General features: G+C 67.8%; 15 protein-coding genes and 1 pseudogene. 3 read left to right on the top strand and 13 right to left on the bottom strand.

Going from position 1 to position 15,988, the window contains the following annotated elements; translation table 11 throughout:
* Nucleotides 1-12: 12 nt before the first annotated feature.
* From AU197_RS22475 to AU197_RS22440, 8 genes are all read right to left on the bottom strand, one after another.
* Nucleotides 13-1,188 (bottom strand): dihydrolipoamide acetyltransferase family protein, encoded by a 1,176-nt coding sequence (locus tag AU197_RS22475; protein ID WP_064405648.1) that lies wholly within the window; start codon nucleotides 1,186-1,188, stop codon nucleotides 13-15.
* Entirely contained in the window at nucleotides 1,185-2,192 is a 1,008-nt protein-coding gene (locus AU197_RS22470; RefSeq protein ID WP_231745175.1) for an alpha-ketoacid dehydrogenase subunit beta, read from the bottom strand. The genes AU197_RS22475 and AU197_RS22470 overlap by 4 nt, the downstream gene beginning before the upstream one ends.
* Before the next feature lie 61 nt (nucleotides 2,193-2,253).
* Nucleotides 2,254-3,354: a pyruvate dehydrogenase (acetyl-transferring) E1 component subunit alpha gene (pdhA, locus tag AU197_RS22465; protein WP_064405643.1), complete on the bottom strand. Its 1,101-nt coding sequence runs from the start codon at nucleotides 3,352-3,354 to the stop codon at nucleotides 2,254-2,256.
* A 227-nt stretch (nucleotides 3,355-3,581) separates the two neighbouring features.
* Nucleotides 3,582-4,391, bottom strand: a complete 810-nt coding sequence (locus AU197_RS22460) for an HpcH/HpaI aldolase/citrate lyase family protein (RefSeq protein WP_064405641.1) — start codon at nucleotides 4,389-4,391, stop codon at nucleotides 3,582-3,584.
* Nucleotides 4,391-4,879, bottom strand: coding sequence for a MaoC family dehydratase (locus AU197_RS22455; protein WP_064405638.1), 489 nt, complete (start codon nucleotides 4,877-4,879; stop codon nucleotides 4,391-4,393). The genes AU197_RS22460 and AU197_RS22455 overlap by 1 nt, the downstream gene beginning before the upstream one ends.
* A complete protein-coding gene (locus AU197_RS22450) occupies nucleotides 4,879-6,042 on the bottom strand; it encodes an acyl-CoA dehydrogenase family protein (RefSeq protein ID WP_064405635.1) in 1,164 nt (387 codons plus the stop codon). The genes AU197_RS22455 and AU197_RS22450 overlap by 1 nt, the downstream gene beginning before the upstream one ends.
* A 28-nt stretch (nucleotides 6,043-6,070) precedes the next feature.
* Nucleotides 6,071-8,065: an acetyl/propionyl/methylcrotonyl-CoA carboxylase subunit alpha gene (locus AU197_RS22445; RefSeq protein WP_064405633.1), complete on the bottom strand. Its 1,995-nt coding sequence runs from the start codon at nucleotides 8,063-8,065 to the stop codon at nucleotides 6,071-6,073.
* A gap of 4 nt (nucleotides 8,066-8,069) precedes the next feature.
* Nucleotides 8,070-9,620: a carboxyl transferase domain-containing protein gene (locus AU197_RS22440; protein WP_064405632.1), complete on the bottom strand. Its 1,551-nt coding sequence runs from the start codon at nucleotides 9,618-9,620 to the stop codon at nucleotides 8,070-8,072.
* 116 nt (nucleotides 9,621-9,736) lie between these two features.
* Between AU197_RS22440 and AU197_RS22435 the strand changes: the two genes are divergently transcribed.
* A complete protein-coding gene (locus tag AU197_RS22435) occupies nucleotides 9,737-10,345 on the top strand; it encodes an SACE_7040 family transcriptional regulator (RefSeq protein WP_156434525.1) in 609 nt (202 codons plus the stop codon).
* 12 nt (nucleotides 10,346-10,357) lie between these two features.
* Here AU197_RS22435 and AU197_RS26530 read toward each other — a convergent pair whose 3' ends face one another.
* The 3 genes from AU197_RS26530 to AU197_RS22425 form a co-directional block, all read right to left on the bottom strand.
* The gene (locus AU197_RS26530; protein ID WP_165595612.1) at nucleotides 10,358-10,513 is read right to left on the bottom strand and encodes a DUF6131 family protein; all 156 of its coding nucleotides are present in this window, start codon (nucleotides 10,511-10,513) and stop codon (nucleotides 10,358-10,360) included.
* A gap of 33 nt (nucleotides 10,514-10,546) precedes the next feature.
* Entirely contained in the window at nucleotides 10,547-10,756 is a 210-nt protein-coding gene (locus tag AU197_RS22430) for a hypothetical protein (RefSeq protein WP_064405629.1), read from the bottom strand.
* 91 nt (nucleotides 10,757-10,847) lie between these two features.
* Entirely contained in the window at nucleotides 10,848-12,689 is a 1,842-nt protein-coding gene (locus AU197_RS22425) for an alpha/beta hydrolase family protein (RefSeq protein ID WP_064405627.1), read from the bottom strand.
* A gap of 125 nt (nucleotides 12,690-12,814) precedes the next feature.
* On the opposite strand from AU197_RS22425, the gene AU197_RS22420 reads away from it, so the two are divergent.
* Nucleotides 12,815-13,597: an MmpS family transport accessory protein gene (locus AU197_RS22420; RefSeq protein WP_064405625.1), complete on the top strand. Its 783-nt coding sequence runs from the start codon at nucleotides 12,815-12,817 to the stop codon at nucleotides 13,595-13,597.
* Here AU197_RS22420 and AU197_RS22415 read toward each other — a convergent pair.
* A complete protein-coding gene (locus tag AU197_RS22415; protein ID WP_064405623.1) occupies nucleotides 13,594-14,901 on the bottom strand; it encodes an MFS transporter in 1,308 nt (435 codons plus the stop codon). The two genes, AU197_RS22420 and AU197_RS22415, sit on opposite strands and share 4 nt — an antisense overlap.
* Before the next feature lie 26 nt (nucleotides 14,902-14,927).
* On the opposite strand from AU197_RS22415, the gene cmrA reads away from it, so the two are divergent.
* Nucleotides 14,928-15,734 carry a mycolate reductase gene (gene cmrA, locus AU197_RS22410; protein WP_064405620.1) on the top strand — a complete coding sequence of 269 codons (807 nt, stop codon included), beginning with the start codon at nucleotides 14,928-14,930 and terminating at the stop codon, nucleotides 15,732-15,734.
* A 26-nt stretch (nucleotides 15,735-15,760) separates the two neighbouring features.
* Here the strand turns inward: cmrA and AU197_RS22405 are convergent.
* A pseudogene (locus AU197_RS22405) lies at nucleotides 15,761-15,988 on the bottom strand (helicase HerA-like domain-containing protein); the annotation flags it as partial.

Genomic DNA, 15,988 nt, shown 5'->3' with positions numbered 1-15,988 from the left:
GAATCATGCCCGCTACAGATCAAGCAATGCCGTCTCCGGCGCTTCGATCAAATCGCGCAGCTCGCAGAGAAACGCCGCCACCTGCGCACCGTCGGCGATCCGGTGGTCGAACGCGCAGGTGAGGTTCATCGTCGGCCGCGCGACGACCGCGTCATCGACCACGACCGGCCGCGGCTTGAGCGAGCCGACCCCGAGAATGGCGGCCTCGGGATAGTTGATGACGGGCACTCCGTCGTCGAGGCCGAGCGCGCCGAAGTTCGACACGGTGAACGTCGAGCCCTGCAGTTCGGTCGGTTTCAGCGTGCCCGCGCGCGCGTCACGGATCAACCGGGCCACCTCGTCCGCGAGGTCGCGGGTGGTCTTGAGGTGGGCATCGCTGACGACGGGCACCAACAGGCCACGTGGCGCCGCGACGCCGAACCCGAGGTGAACCGCCGAATGCAGGTGGATCTGCGCACCGTCGGTGGTGTCCACCCAGGTGGCGTTGAGGTTGGGGTGATGTCTCAGGGCGATGGTCAGCAGCCGCAGCGTCAGCACGAACGGTGTGATCGGGGCATCCTCGTCGGCACGGTCGCGCAACCGGTCACGCAGCCGCAGCAGGTTGGTCCCGTCCACCTGCACGGCGGTGTGTGCGTCGGGGATCCGTGTGCGCGACATCGTCATGCGCCGCGCCATCTCGGCCTGCACACCGCTGACCGTCACCATGTCGGGGCTGGGCGCGGACCTGCCCGCGGCGGCGAGCACGTCTTCGCGGGTGATGACACCGTCGGGGCCCGAACCCGTCAACGCCGCCAGGTTCACGTTCAACTCCGCGGCCAGCTTGCGCACCGGCGGCTTGGCCCGGGCGCGGTGCGGCGGCGGTGTGGTCGTTCGCCTGCTGTGGTCCATCGCGTCATCGGCGCCGTACCCGACCAGCACGGGTTTGCGCTTCTGGGCGGGCTTTTCGGCGCCGGTGGCGATGCGCGCCAGCGTCGCGCCGACGGGTAGTGTCTCGCCTTCGCGGCCGCCCAGTTCGACCACTCGGCCCGCGTAGGGGCTGGGGATCTCGACCTCGGCCTTGTTGGTCTCGACTGTGCACAACGTCTGGTTGAGTTCGACGTCGTCGCCGACCGCCACGCTCCATGCGGTGATCGTCGCGTCCTCGAGGCCCTCGCCGAGGTCGGGCACCAGGAAGTCCATCACCGTCATGGCTGCACCAACGTTCGTTCGACGCAGTCGAGCAGTCGGTCCACCCCTGGCAGCCACAGCTTCTCCAGCCGCGCAGGCGGATAGGGTGTGTCGAATCCGGTCGCCCGCAACACCGGGGCCTCCAAGTCGTAGAACAGCTCCTCGGATATGCGTGCCGCCAGTTCGGCACCGAAACCCAATGTGCGGGGGCCCTCGTGCATCACGACAACGCGGCCGGTGCGCCGCACGGATTCCGAAATAGCTTCGAAATCCAGCGGATTGAGTGTGCGCAGGTCGAGCACCTCGACACTGGCGCCGTGCTGCTCGGCGGCGATGTCCACCGCGCTCAGCGCCGTGGCGACCAGCGGGCCGTACGTCAGCACCGTGACGTCGGTTCCGGGGCGCCGTATCGCCGCCCGACCCAGCGGCAGACCAGGCGTCGAGGTGTCGACGGGCTCGCGGGCCCAGTAGCGGCGCTTGGGCTCGAGATAAATGACGGGGTCGCGGCTGGTGATCGAATGCCGCAGCAGCCAATACGCATCCGACGGCGTCGAGGGCACCACAACCTTCAGACCCGCGGTGTGCAACCAATAGGTTTCGGTGGACTCGGAATGGTGCTCGACCGCGCCGATTCCCCCGAAGGACGGGATGCGGATCGTCACCGGCATGTCGACGTCCCCGCGGGTGCGGGTCCGGTATTTCGCCAAGTGGCTGACGATCTGGTCGAAAGCCGGTGCGGCGAACCCGTCGAACTGGATCTCGGGCACGGGGATCAGGCCGCGGACGGCCATTCCGATTGCGATTCCGACGATCGCCGACTCGGCCAGCGGTGTGTCGAAACACCTTTGATCGCCGAAAGTTTCGGCCAGGCCCTCGGTGACACGGAAGACGCCGCCGAGGGTCGCGACGTCCTCACCGAACACCAGCACCCGGTCATCGGAGGCCATCGCGTCGTGCAGTGCCCGGTTGATGGCCTGCGCCATGGTCAATGTGGGCGCGTCGGTGACCGTGGGCACCGGTTTCATCAGCGGGTCGCGCGGTTCGTCCTCGCCGAACATCGGCGGCCGCTCGATGATCTGCGTCATGTCACGCCTCCTTCGCCAGTTCTGCGGCGAGTTGCCCGCGTTGGGCGGCGAGCTCCGGCGTGATGTCGTGGTAGACCGCGTCGAACACCTCGGTGACGTCGAAGTCGTCGGCGCCGACGACGGCGTCACGCAAGTCGGTGCGTAGCCGTTGGGATCTGGCCCTGACCCTCTCCTCGAGCCGTTCGGTCCACACGCCGACCGACTGCAGATACGTCCGATAACGCGCGATCGGGTCGCGGGCCGCCCACTGCTGTACCTCTGCGGGGCTGCGGTACCGGTCCGGGTCGTCGGAGGTGGTGTGCGGGCCCATCCGATAGGTCACGGCTTCGATGAGCGTCGGACCGCCGCCGTCGCGGGTCCGCTGCGCGGCCTCGGCGGTGACGGCGAAACACGCGAGCACGTCGTTGCCGTCGACGCGGATCCCCGGCATTCCGTAGCCGATGGCGCGATGGGCGATGGACGGCCCCGCCATCTGTTCCGAAACCGGCACCGAGATCGCCCACTGGTTGTTCTGGACGAAGAACACGCATGGCGCCCGGTACACGGCGGCGAGGTTGAGCGCTTCGTGGACGTCGCCCGTGCTGGTGGCCCCGTCGCCGATGAACGCGAGTGTCACCGAGTCCTCGCCCAGGCGTTGGGCCGCCATCGCCGCGCCGACCGCGTGCAGGCCGTGAGTGCCGATCGGGATCGCGATCGGGGCGACGCATTTGTCGGTGAAGCCCAGTCCGCCGTGCCACTTACCCCGCCACACGGCGGCAATCTGGGCCGGCGTGATGCCGCGCACCAGGAAGGCGCCGATCTCGCGGTACTGCGGGAACAGCCAGTCGGTCTTGCGCAGGCAGGCCGCGGCGCCGATCTGTGCGGCCTCCTGGCCCTGACAGGATGCGAACAGCGCCAGTTCACCTTGACGCTGCAGGTTGACGAATTCGCCGTCGAGGTCGCGGGTGACGACCATCGTCTCCAACAGCCAGGCGAGCGTCTCCGGAGGAAGGTCTCTGCGGTATCGCGTCTCGGAGGTCGGCGTCCCGTCCGGGGCGATCAGTTGAACCGGCTCCAGGTCGACGTCGCGCGACTCGAGGGGTGCCGAAACGGTCCCTGCCATACCGCCTCCTAGGGTCACTGACGGCGGATCGCGCCGTCAGGCGACTGAGGTGCTCAGCACGGGGCGGGTCGAGCAAGACCTCTGGTGTAGAGGCTGTCAGCCACCGCCGGGGTGGGGCGCTGGCTGGACGATGCGCTCTGCTCGCCGCAGTGCTGGGGCTTCCACCATTATGCCTGCGCCTCGGCGATCGCCGATTCTCCGAGAAGACGTGTCGCGGCGACGACGTGTCAGTCGCGCGGGGCCAGGCCGACGATGCGTTCGGCGCGCCGAAGCACCGGCATGTCGACCATCACCCCGTCGTGGGCGAACACACCGCGCTCGTTGGCCGCCCTGGCCAGAACGGCTTTCGCCCACTGCACCTGATCGGGCGTCGGCGTGTAGCCCTCGCGGATCACCGCGACCTGGGACGGATGGATCGCGACCTTCACGTCGAAGCCCACCGCCACCGCATCGTCGACCTCGCCGCGCAGACCGTCGAGGTCCTTGATGTCGAGGTACACCGAGTCCAGCGCGAGCCGACCGTAGGCCTTGGCCGCTAGCAGCGTCTGCGATCGCACGTGGCGCGCCACCTCGCGGTAGCTGCCGTCGGGGTAGCGGTTGGAGGTGCCGCCGGTCACCGCGAACAGGTCCTCGGCGCCCCACATCAGGGCGACCGTGTTCTCGACGCGCGCCAGATCCGTCACGGCGAGCGCCCCGAGCGGGGTTTCGATCAACACCACGACGCCCAGCGGCGCCAGGTCGCGCACCTGCTGGGGATCCTCGGTCTTGGCGAGCATGACCGTGGTGTAGTCGGTCTTTTCGAGCGCCTCGAGGTCGAGCGGATGATCGGCGGTAGCGGTGGGATTGACACGCACCACCGTCCGGTCCGGGTCCAGCCGCGTCTCGATCAGTGCCGCGCGTGCGGCTTCCCGATCCTTGGCGACGACGCCGTCCTCGAGGTCGAGGATGACGACATCGGCTGCCGCGGCGGCCTTCTCGAACCGTTCCGGGCGGTCGGCCGGGCAGAACAGCCATGCGGGTCCCGTCGCGAGCGCCACTATGCGTCTCCCTCCGGGCGCTTGCGCACCATGGTCTTGCGCGACGCGGTCGCCACCACGTCACCGTGCTGGTTGCGGCCGACGTGGGAGAACGTCACGATGCCCTCACCCGGCCGGCTCTTCGACTCTCGCTTCTCGAGCACCTCGGACTCCGCGTACAACGTGTCGCCGTGGAAAAGCGGCTTCGGGAAGGCGATTTCGCCAAAACCGAGGTTGCCGACGATGGTGCCCTGCGTCAGTTGCGCGACCGATAGCCCCACCAGGGTGGACAGCGTGAACATCGAGTTGACCAGCCGCTGGTTGAACGGCGGCAAGGCATCCGAGAACGCGGCATCCAAATGCAGTGCCTGGGTGTTCATCGTCAACGTCGTGAACAAGACGTTGTCGGCCTCGGTGATGGTGCGCCCCGGGCGGTGCTGGTAGAGCACGCCGGGCTCGAACTCCTCGTACCACAGCCCGCGCTGGACGACTATCTTCTTCTCACTCATTACAGGCCCAGCTCCCGCCCGATCAGCATCAACTGCACTTCCGTTGTGCCCTCGCCGATTTCGAGGATCTTGCTGTCGCGGTAGTGCCGCGCGACGGAGTACTCGTTCATGAAGCCGTAGCCGCCGAAGATCTGGGTGGCGTCGCGGGCGTTGTCCATCGCGGCCTCGGAGGCCACCATCTTGGCGATGGACGCGGCCTTCTTGAACGGCTTTCCGGCCAGCATCAGCGCCGCGGCGTCGTAGTAGGCCGTGCGGGCGACGTGCGCTCGGGCCTCCATGCGCGCGATTTTGAAGGCGATCGCCTGATAGCTGCCGATGGCCGCGCCGAAGGCTTCGCGTTCCCTGGCGTACTTGACCGATTCGTCGACACACCCCTGCGCGGCGCCCACCGACAGCGCGGCGATCGCGATGCGGCCCTCGTCGAGGATGCGAAGGAAGTTCGCATATCCCCGGCCGCGCTCACCGAGCAGGTTCTCCTCCGGCACGCGCACGTCGTCGAAGCTCAACGGGTGGGTGTCCGAGGCGTTCCAGCCGACCTTGCTGTACGCCGGTTCGGCGGTGAAGCCATCGATCGGCACCGGAACCAGGATCGACGAGATCTCCTTCTTCCCATCGGGTTTCTCGCCGGTCACCGCCGTCACCGTCACCAGCTTGGTGATGTCGGTGCCCGAATTGGTGATGAACTGCTTGGAGCCGTTGATCACCCAGTGGCCGTCGTCGAGACGGGCGGTGGTCTTGGTGGCGCCGGCATCGCTGCCGCCGCCGGCCTCGGTCAGGCCGAACGCGCCGAGCGCCTTTCCGCTCGCCAACAGCGGCAGCCACTCCTGCCTCTGCTTCTCGCTGCCGAACCGGTACACCGGCATCGCACCCAGAGAAACCCCGGCTTCGAGCGTGATCGCCACACTCTGGTCGACCTTGCCGAGTTCCTCCAGCGCCAGGCACAGCGCGAAGTAGTCGCCGCCCATGCCGCCGTACTCCTCGGGGAACGGCAGGCCGAACAGGCCCATGTCGGCCATTCCCGCGACGACCTCGTACGGGAACGAGTGTTCCTCGTCGTGTTTGGCGGCGACGGGCGCGACCACGCTCTGGGCGAAGTCGCGGACCGTCTTGGCCAACTGCTCGTAGTGGTCGGGAAGTGTCCCGGTGGCTAGAACGTTATTCATGCGCGATCCGCTCCGCTTCTCGCTGGGGTCATGATTCTTCCTTCTCGACGGTCGGGTCCGCGATGACCTTCGCCAGCGGCTGCCCTACCTTGACCTGATCGCCCTCGGCGACAAGGAGTTCCACCACGCCGTCGACCGGCGCGCTCAGGGCGTGTTCCATCTTCATGGCCTCGACGGTCACCACAACGGTGCCCGTCGTCACCCGCTCACCGTCGGCCACCCCCACGGCCACCACGGAACCCGGCATCGGGCTGGTCAGTTCCGCGTCACCGCTGTGCGCGTCGTCGGGCCGCACCGGCGCTTCGCGGACCTCGTCGACCGCGACAGTACGGCCTGCGCCCGCCAGCCAGATCCGGTGGTCGTCGGCGACGACCACGTAGTCCGTGACGATCCCGTCGAAGGTGACCGCCAACCGGTCGTCGACCAGCGATACCGACAGCGGACGCCGCGGGCCGTCCTCGATCGCCGCACTGCCCGCCGACGGTGTGCCGGTGAGGTAAACGTGGTCGACGCGCTCCCCGGACTGCAGCCGGTACGTCGTCGGTGCATCGCGGCCGATCCGCCAACCGGACGGGACCGCCCACAGGTCGCCGACCGGTTGCGGCCACGAGCGCAGCCACAAGTACGTCGCGGCGGCGACCAGGTCGACGTCCTCGGCGGTCGCGGGGCGGAAATCCGGGCTGCGACGATCCAGGAGACCGGTGTCGAGGCGGCCCGCCGCGACGTCGGGGTCGGCGAGCAGGAACCGCAGGAACTCGACGTTGGTGGTGAGTCCCAGGATCGCGGTGTGCGCGAGCGCCCGGTCCAGTGCCCGCAGGGCGGCCGTGCGGTCGGCGGCGTGCGCGATGACCTTCGACAGCATGGGGTCGTAGTCGCTGCCGATCACCGAACCCGGCGCCAACCCCGAATCGACCCGGATGCCCGGCCCCGCCGGCTCGGCGAGACCCAGAACGCGGCCACCGGTGGGCAGGAACCCGCGTCCGGGATCCTCGGCGTAGACCCTCGCCTCGATCGCGTGCCCGGTCATCGAGATGTCGTCCTGCGTGATCGCCAGCTTCTCCCCCGCGGCGATTCTGACCTGCTGCTCGACCAGGTCGATTCCGGTGACCATCTCGGTGACCGGATGCTCGACCTGAAGACGGGTGTTCATCTCCATGAAGAAGAACTCGTCGGGCCGGTCGGCGGACACGATGAACTCGACCGTCCCGGCACCGGTGTAGTCGACGCTGCGCGCGGTGTCGCACGCCGCCGCACCGATTCTCGTCCGCGTCGCCTCGTCCAGCAGCGGCGACGGCGCCTCCTCGACAACCTTCTGGTGTCGGCGCTGCAGGGAGCATTCGCGTTCGCCGAGATGCACCACATTGCCGTAGCCGTCGGCGAGCACCTGCACCTCGATGTGACGCGGATTCAACACGAACCGTTCCAAGAACAGCGTGTCGTCACCGAACGCGGCGGCCGCTTCCCTGCGCGCGCTGGCCAGCGCGGCCGGCAGCTCGCGCGGCTCGTGCACGACGCGCATACCCTTGCCGCCGCCGCCCGCCGAAGGTTTCACCAGCACGGGGAAACCGACCTCGTCGGCCCCGGCGACCAGATCGTCGTCGGACAGGCCGGGCCGCGAAACACCCGGCACGACGGGGACCCCGAACGCCGACACCGCCGCCTTCGCGGCGATCTTGTCGCCCATGGTCTGGATCGCGCCGACCGGCGGGCCGATGAACACTATTCCCGCGTCCTGAAGCGCCGCGGCGAATTGCGCGTTCTCCGAGAGGAATCCGTAACCCGGATGCACGGCCTGGGCGCCGGTGCGCCGGGCCGCAGAGACCACGGCGTCGATGTCAAGGTAGCTCTGCCTGGCCGCCGACGGTCCGATGTGGACCGCAACGTCGGCCTCCGCGACATGACGGGCGCCCGCGTCGGCGTCGCTGAACACCGCGACCGATCGGATACCGATGGCGCGCAGCGTGCGGATGACCCGGACTGCGATCTCGCCTCGATTGGCGACAAGGACGGTATCGAAGTTCATGTCCTCACATCCGGAAAACGCCGTAGGAGATGGACTCGAGCGGCGCCTGCCCCACCGCCGAGAGCGTCAGTCCGAGAACCGTTCTGGTGTCGGCGGGGTCGATCACCCCGTCATCCCACAGCCGGGCCGTCGAATAGTACGGATTGCCCTGGTGCTCGTACTGCGCGCGGATCGGCGCCTTGAAACTCTCCTCCTCCTCGGCGGTCATCTCGCCGCGCACGGTCGCCAGCACCGACGCGGCCTGCTCGCCACCCATCACCGAGATGCGGGCATTGGGCCACATCCACAGGAACCGCGGCGAATACGCGCGCCCGCACATGGAGTAGTTACCCGCGCCGTACGAACCGCCGATGACCACGGTCAGTTTCGGCACCCGCGCGCATGCCACCGCGGTGACCATCTTCGCGCCGTGCTTGGCGATGCCGCCTGCCTCGTAATCGCGCCCGACCATGAACCCGGAGATGTTCTGCAGAAACACGAGCGGGGTGTTGCGCTTGTCGCAGAGCTCGATGAAATGGGCTCCCTTGAGCGCCGATTCGCCGAACAGGACGCCGTTGTTGGCGATGATGCCGACCGGATGGCCGTGGATGCGGGCAAACCCCGTGACCAGGGTGCTGCCGTATTCGGCCTTGAATTCGGCGAATTCGCCGCCGTCGACGATGCGGGTGACGACCTCGTGCACGTCGTAAGGGACGCGCGAGTCGACGGGCACCACGTCGTAGAGCTCGTGCTGATCGGCCACCGGATCCACGGTCGGCCGGACGTCCCAGGGCAGCGGCTCGCGGGGGCCGAGCGTGGCGACGATGCGCCGCACGATGCGCAGCGCGTCGCGGTCGTCGTGCGCCAAATGGTCTGTCACGCCTGAGGTCTTCGAGTGCAGGTCACCACCGCCCAGTTCCTCGGCGGTGACCACCTCACCCGTCGCCGCCTTCACCAGCGGCGGACCCCCGAGGAAGATCGTGCCCTGGTTGCGCACGATCACGGCCTCGTCGCTCATCGCGGGAACGTATGCGCCACCGGCAGTGCAGGATCCGAGCACCGCGGCGATCTGCGCAATCCCCTGGGCGCTCAGATTGGCTTGGTTGTAGAAGATGCGGCCGAAATGATCGCGATCGGGGAACACCTCGTCCTGTCGGGGCAGGAACGCGCCGCCGGAATCGACGAGATAGATGCACGGCAGCCGGTTCTGGCCCGCGACTTCCTGGGCCCGCAGGTGTTTTTTGACCGTGATCGGATAGTAGGTGCCGCCCTTGACGGTCGCGTCGTTGGCGACGATCACACATTCCCGACCCGACACGCGACCGATCCCGGTGATCATGCCCGCACCCGGACACTCGTCGTCGTACATACCGTCGGCGGCAAGGGGCGACAGCTCGAGGAAGGGGCTGCCCGGGTCCAGCAGACCGTCGACGCGGTCGCGCGGTAAGAGCTTGCCGCGGCTGACGTGGCGCTCGCGGGCCCGCTCGGGACCGCCGAGAGCCGCCGCCGCGAGCTTGGAACGCAATTCGTCGACCAGCGCAAGATGCTCCTCGCGATGTGAAGGCCGCGGTGCCATCGAAAAAGCCCGTTCGTTTGAGTTAATGACGAATAACTGGTGGTATGTTAGTCACGATTAACTCCAGATGTCTACAGCGGGTGGGAGGCGCGGTGGCTTCAACTCCGATCTCCGAAATGACCGCGACCACTCGGCGCAGCAAGGCGAAGTCGGACCGGAGATCCCAGTTGATCGCCGCGGCGGAACGCCTGGTTGCCGAGCGGGGTTACCTCGCGGTGCGGCTGGAGGACATCGGCGCCGCCGCAGGTGTCAGCGGGCCTGCGATCTACCGGCACTTCCCGAACAAGGAGGCGTTGCTGGTCGAGTTGCTGGTCGGTATCAGCACCCGCCTACTGGCCGGCGCCACCGAGGTCGTCGCGCGCGCCGACGATCCGGCCGCGGCGCTCGACGGCCTGATCGACTTCCATCTGGACTTCGCCCTCGGCGAGTCCGACCTGATCCGCATCCAGGATCGCGATCTCGCCAACCTGCCGCCCACGGCCAAACGTCAGGTGCGCCGGGCGCAGCGGCAGTACGTCGAGATCTGGGTCGATGTGCTTCGGCGGCTGGATGGCTCGCTGGCGGAAGCCGATGCCCGGCTGATGGCCCACGCGACGTTCGGGCTGCTGAACTCCACGCCACACGCCCTGCCGCCCACGGCCACGAAAACGGCCGAGGCCAGGCCGCGATCCGTCTTGAAAGCGATGACGGTCGCGGCGCTGACCTCGGCCGCGCGGGACGTTTAGGCGCTCAACCCGTTAGTACCAGGCACGCCTGCCGCCGACGGGACGGCCCATGGACCCCAGAATCCAGAACACCGCTCCGATGACCATGAGTACGATCCCGATGGTCCACAGGATGTTGATTCCGAAGATCAGTCCGAGGATGAGGAGAATCGCTCCGAGGATGATCATTAGCATTCCTTTCGAATTGGCAAGTGCCAGTTGTCACTGGCTGGGTTCCGGGATGTTGCAAGCCTCAACCTTGGGGTTGACACCGGCATAGTTCAGCGGACCGGCCACCACTGTCAGAGCGATGCTTCCCGCTGTCGCGCAATTGGTTTCACTGGTTTCGAAATAGCCGCGTTGGTATGCGGCGAACGCCCCGATCAGCAACCAGACGAGCACCAAAACGCCGAGAAATCCGCCACCTCGCATGCTGCGCCTCCTTTGTCGCGCCGTATCGACGCGTGGGAAGCGTTTACCCGGCAGACAATTTCGGTAAACGTGGCAACGGAGAACGATTCGGTTACGAATCCGGATACGCGTGGAAAGCGGCAATCAGCCACTCGCGCATGGCTTTGACCAGTACGGCGCGGTTCTCGCGCCGGTCGATCTCGTGTCCGTCGTCATCGAACATCAGCAATTCGACTTTTCGGTTAAGTGATTGCAGCGCTTCAAACATTTGCTGAGATTCGGTGGGGGGCACGTTGGTGTCGTTGGCGCCGTGCACCAACAGCAACGGCGCGGTCATCGCGTCGACGCGCTGCAACGGCGATAGCTGCTCGAGCAGTTCGCGGTCGCCGATCGGGTGGCCGTACTTTGGATACGCCGCCGCGGCGATCCACGGTTCGGTGTTGCGGTACCAGGTGTTCAGATCGCTCATCCCGCAGATGCTGATTCCCGCCGCGAACTTGTCGGGGTGGAAGGTGAGCGCCGCCTGGGTCAGGTAGCCACCGTAGGACCATCCGCAACACGCGACCCGGTCGGCCGGCGCGACCTCACGCTCGACCAGATAGGCGACCGCGTCGGCGACGTCGTCGATCGCGGCGAACCGTCGCTCCTTGTCGTCGGCGTGCATGAAGCTCCTGCCGAACCCGCCCGAACCACGGACGTTGGGCAGGAACACGCTGATGCCCTCTTCGAGCAGGGCCGGGAAGAACTCGTTGTAGCCGGGCCTGCCCTGGCCCTCCGGACCGCCGTGCAGGAACAGCATCGCCCCGATCACCGGGACGCCGTCGCGCGGACGGAAGAGCCACCCGGTGAATTGCAGGCCGTCGCGTGCGGTGACCGTCTCGAGCGTCGGGTCCGGCGCCACCGGCCCGGAGCTGGGCTCGCGGTCGACGATCTCCCACTCCCGCGTCCGCGGGTCGACGAGTTCGACCGTCGGCGGGGTGGACGGGCCTTCGACGGTCATGGCCAGCATCGAGCCGCCGGCGCTGATGCTCAGCTGGCTGGCCACCATCCCGGGCAGCGGGATCGGCGGTTGGAGGGTGTAGTCGGTGCGTTCGATGATCTGTAACTCGCTGGCGCCGTGGATGTTCCAGAGGATCGCCACGGTCGACAGGTCGTCGCTCACGGTGAACTCGTCGAGTTCATAGCCCGGGCGTTCGGCGATGACCTGGTAGGCCACCCCGTCGGCGGTGACCGTCACCTCGAGAAGTCGCGCATGCTCGGTGCCGTTCTCGCTGCGGATCAGGGCCCGCACATAGCCCTCGGTGCTGTCCTCGTCGTAGGTGCTCGCCGGCTGGTACAGCTTGGTGAGCTCGCCTTCCAGCCCCGCGCGCAGCCGACGCGCGTAGTGGTCGTCGAGGATGACGCCGGTGTCGGTGGTCGACCCTGGATCGTATGGCAGCAGCGCGGTTTCGGTGCGTCCGCGCAGCATGATCAGATCCCGGTAGCCGCGAGGTCCGACCCGCACGAGCGCGGCGCCGGCCCAAGCGTCGACCAGACGGCCGCCCGAGCGGCGGTCCAGCACGGTGGTGCGGCCGGTGGCCGGGTCGATGAGGCACGAACTACCGACGCCGTCCTCGCCGGTGAGGATGGCCGCGACCAGGGTGCCGTCCCAGTTGATGAGCTCGGCGGTGCCCTCGGGCGCGCCGGGGTCCCACGAGTCGATGCGGCGGGCGTCGCGGTCGTCGGGATCGGTTGTCACGACCCAGATCTGGGTTCGGGTACTGCCTTCGGGAGCGACCTCGCATGCGAGCCAGTGGCCGTCGGCCGAATGTAGTACGCGCGTCACCGGGCCTTCGACCGGCAGCTCGACGTCGCGCGACGAGCTTGCCCGCCAGCCGCGCAGGAAACGCTGCACCGCGCGCGGGAAGCCGCCGTCGTCGACCAGATGTGCGAACGCGGTGGCATCCGGCGACATGGATGCGCCGTAGACTCTGCGAACCTGCTCTCCCACCGGACCAATTGTGCCTACCCGGGCAAGTCCAGTGACGACCTGCGCCTGTTGGGCGGTCGCACAGGTACCCTCGCACGCATGAGGTGGGTATGACCGGTACACCAGAGCCCGGCCGCGACGAGCAGTCGGGCTTCGGCCGCGGGGAGCAACCGCAGGGCTACGGCCATGCCGGGTACAGCGATCCGGCGTACGCCAGCCAGGCGTACGGCCCCACCTATCAGGCACCGCCCCAAACTGCTCCGACGCAGCACCTACCGACGTACGGCACCTACGGGTACGAGACCTACGGCCAGTACGGGGCGCCCTACCCGTCGGGCGATCCGCCCCCGCCGCCCGAGGAGCCGAAATCGCCCCGCTGGCTGTGGGTCGCCGCGGGTGTCGCGGTGCTGACGGTGCTGGGCCTGGTGATCGCGCTGGTCGTCGTGAACAGCTCGCAACAGCAGACGGTCGTCGCGCCGCCGCCGATGCAGGAGCCCGACTTCACCACCCCGATCCCGACCACGGTGCCGCGCCCGACCGTTCCCCGCACGACGCGGCCGACCGTGCCCGCGGTCCCCACCGTCCCCAGCACGCCCGGCGCGCCCGGCACGACGACCACCCCCGGCGTCACCCAGAGCGTCGTCTACGTCGTGAGCGGTTCCGGGCGCGCGATCAACATCACCTACGTCGACACCGGCGGTCTGCTGCAGACCGAGTTCAACGTGATGCTGCCCTGGAGCAAGGAAGTGGAGTTGTCCGAGTCCGCGGCCGCGACGGCGAGTATCAGCATCATCAACGTCGGCCGCGAGGTGAACTGTTCGATCTCCGTCGACGGTTCGGTGGTGCAGAAGCGCACAGGGGCGGGCCTGACCATCTGCACGGCCAGCGGTTAGACCGACGCCCGCCGCGGAACCCGCACGGCGAGCATCGCGATCAAACCGGCGGCGAGGACCACGACCAATCCGCCCATCCCGGCACGGTCGGTGCCGAAGACGGCGATGAAAGCCGAGAACAGCATGGGCGCAAGGTACGAAACGGCGCGGCCCGTGGTGGTGTAGAGGCCGAACGCGACACCCTCCTTGCCCTCGGCGGACATGCGCAGCATCAGCGTGCGCGCGGCCGACAGCGTCGGCCCGATGAACAGGCAGAGCAGCAGTCCGCAGATCCAGAAGGCCAGCACCCCGTTGAGCGACATCAAGGTGAGGCCGACGGTGATCATCCCGCTCAGCGCGACGACGATGACGGGTTTGGCGCCGAACCGGTCGTCGAGAAATCCGCCGCCGACGGCGCCCACGGCGGCAACCGTGCTGGCGCACACCCCGAACAACAGCACGTCGGCCTCGGAGACGCCGTAGACCCGAACGCCCAATACCGCCCCGAACGCGAATATCCCCGTCAGGCCGTCGCGGAACACCGCACTGGCCAGCAGGTAGTACACCACGTTGTGATCACGCCGCCATTCGCTTCTGATGTCCGACCACAGCTTGCGGTACCCGCCGATGAATCCGACGGTCTGCCCCTGTTCCAACGGGTCGGGTTTGGCGCTGGGCACCGCGATCAGCACCGGCAGCGCGAACAGCCCGAACCAGATGGCCGTGAACACCATGGCGGCCCTGACGTTTCCACCGTCCTCGACCGGTAAGCCGAGCAGTCCGCCGTCTCCGGAGATGAACCCGAAGTACACCACCAACAGCAGGGTGACGCTGCCGAGATAGCCCAACCCGAGACCGTATCCGGAGATCTGGCCGGAGGTCTGCGGTGTCGACAGTTGGCGCAGCATCGCGTTGTAGGGCACGGTGGCCAGTTCATTGCACGCCGACGCGCAGCCCAGAAGCACCAGACCCAGCGCCAGGTAGCGGTAGTCGTCGCGGACCGAACTCATCGAGGCGATCAAAACGACCGCCAGCGCGCTGAGCGCGGCCAGCGCGCGGCGCCGCCGCCACGGGGCGTCGACCCACACGCCCGTCACCGGCGCCAGCAGTGCGACGACCACGCCGGCCGCGCCCAGCGCCCAGCCCAGCCAACTGGTGGCGCTGACGCCGCCGGGCAGATCGTCGCCGACGCTGTTGGTCAGGTAGATCGAGAACACAAAGGTCACGACCACCGCGTTCAAACCGGTCGCGCCGAAATCCCACAACGCCCACGAGATGACCTGGCGACGCGCCGCTGGGGTGCCGGAATCGGGTGGGTCGCTCATGGTCCGCCCACGATATAGTCCGGCGCATGCCAGTACCCGCACCCAGCGCCGACGCCCGCGCGGTGGTCACCGGCGCGTCCCAGAACATCGGCGAATCGCTGGCCACCGAACTCGCCGCCCGCGGACATCATCTGATCATCACCGCGCGCCGCGAAGAGGTGCTGAGGGCGCTCGCCGACCGCCTCGTCCAGCAGTACGGCGTGACGGTGGAGGTGCGTCCCGTCGATCTGGCCGACCCCAGCGAGCGCACGAAGCTGTGCGACGAGCTGGCGACACGCAACATCTCGATCCTGTGCGCGAACGCGGGCACCGCGACGTTCGGCCCGGTGTCCTCACTGGATCCTGCGGACGAGAAGGCGCAGGTTCAGCTCAACGTGTTGGGTGTGCACGATCTCGTGCTCGCCGTCGTACCGGGCATGGTGCAGCGCAAGGCAGGCGGGATCCTCATTTCCGGTTCCGCAGCGGGCAATTCACCGATTCCCAACAACGCGACCTATGCCGCGAGCAAGGCGTTCGTCAACACGTTCAGCGAGTCGCTGCGCGGCGAACTCAAGAAGGACGGGGTGCACGTGACGTTGTTGGCGCCCGGACCCGTCCGTGAGGCACTGCCGGATCCCGACGAGCAGTCGCTGGTGGAGAAGGTGATTCCCGACTTCCTGTGGATCTCGACGCAGTACACCGCCAGGCAGTCGTTGGATGCGTTGGAGCGCAACAAGATGCGCGTCGTCCCCGGTGTGACGTCGAAGGCGATGTCGGTTGCGGCGGGCTACACGCCGCGGGCGATCGTGACACCGATCGTCGGCGCCGTCTACAAGAAGCTCGGCGGCGGCTGAATGCCCGCGCCGATCACTCGTCGTCACTAACGGCGGCGACGGCTGCGCCTGCGGCCGGTGCCGAAGATGCTGCGGGTGATCTCGCGGCCGATCACCGTGCCCGCCGAGCGCATCGCGCTCTTGAATGCCGGGCTGTTGACCACCTTCTCCATCATCGAGGGCTCGGGGGCGTGTGAGCCCACGTCACCGGCCGGAGGCAGCGGGGGCGGCAGCGCCTCGTCGTACTGCGGCACGGGATCGGGCTCGGGGGCGGG

The organism is Mycobacterium sp. IS-1590, assembly GCF_001500025.1.
Taxonomy (GTDB): domain Bacteria; phylum Actinomycetota; class Actinomycetes; order Mycobacteriales; family Mycobacteriaceae; genus Mycobacterium.
This window is presented reverse-complemented; position numbering and strand designations above follow the sequence as displayed.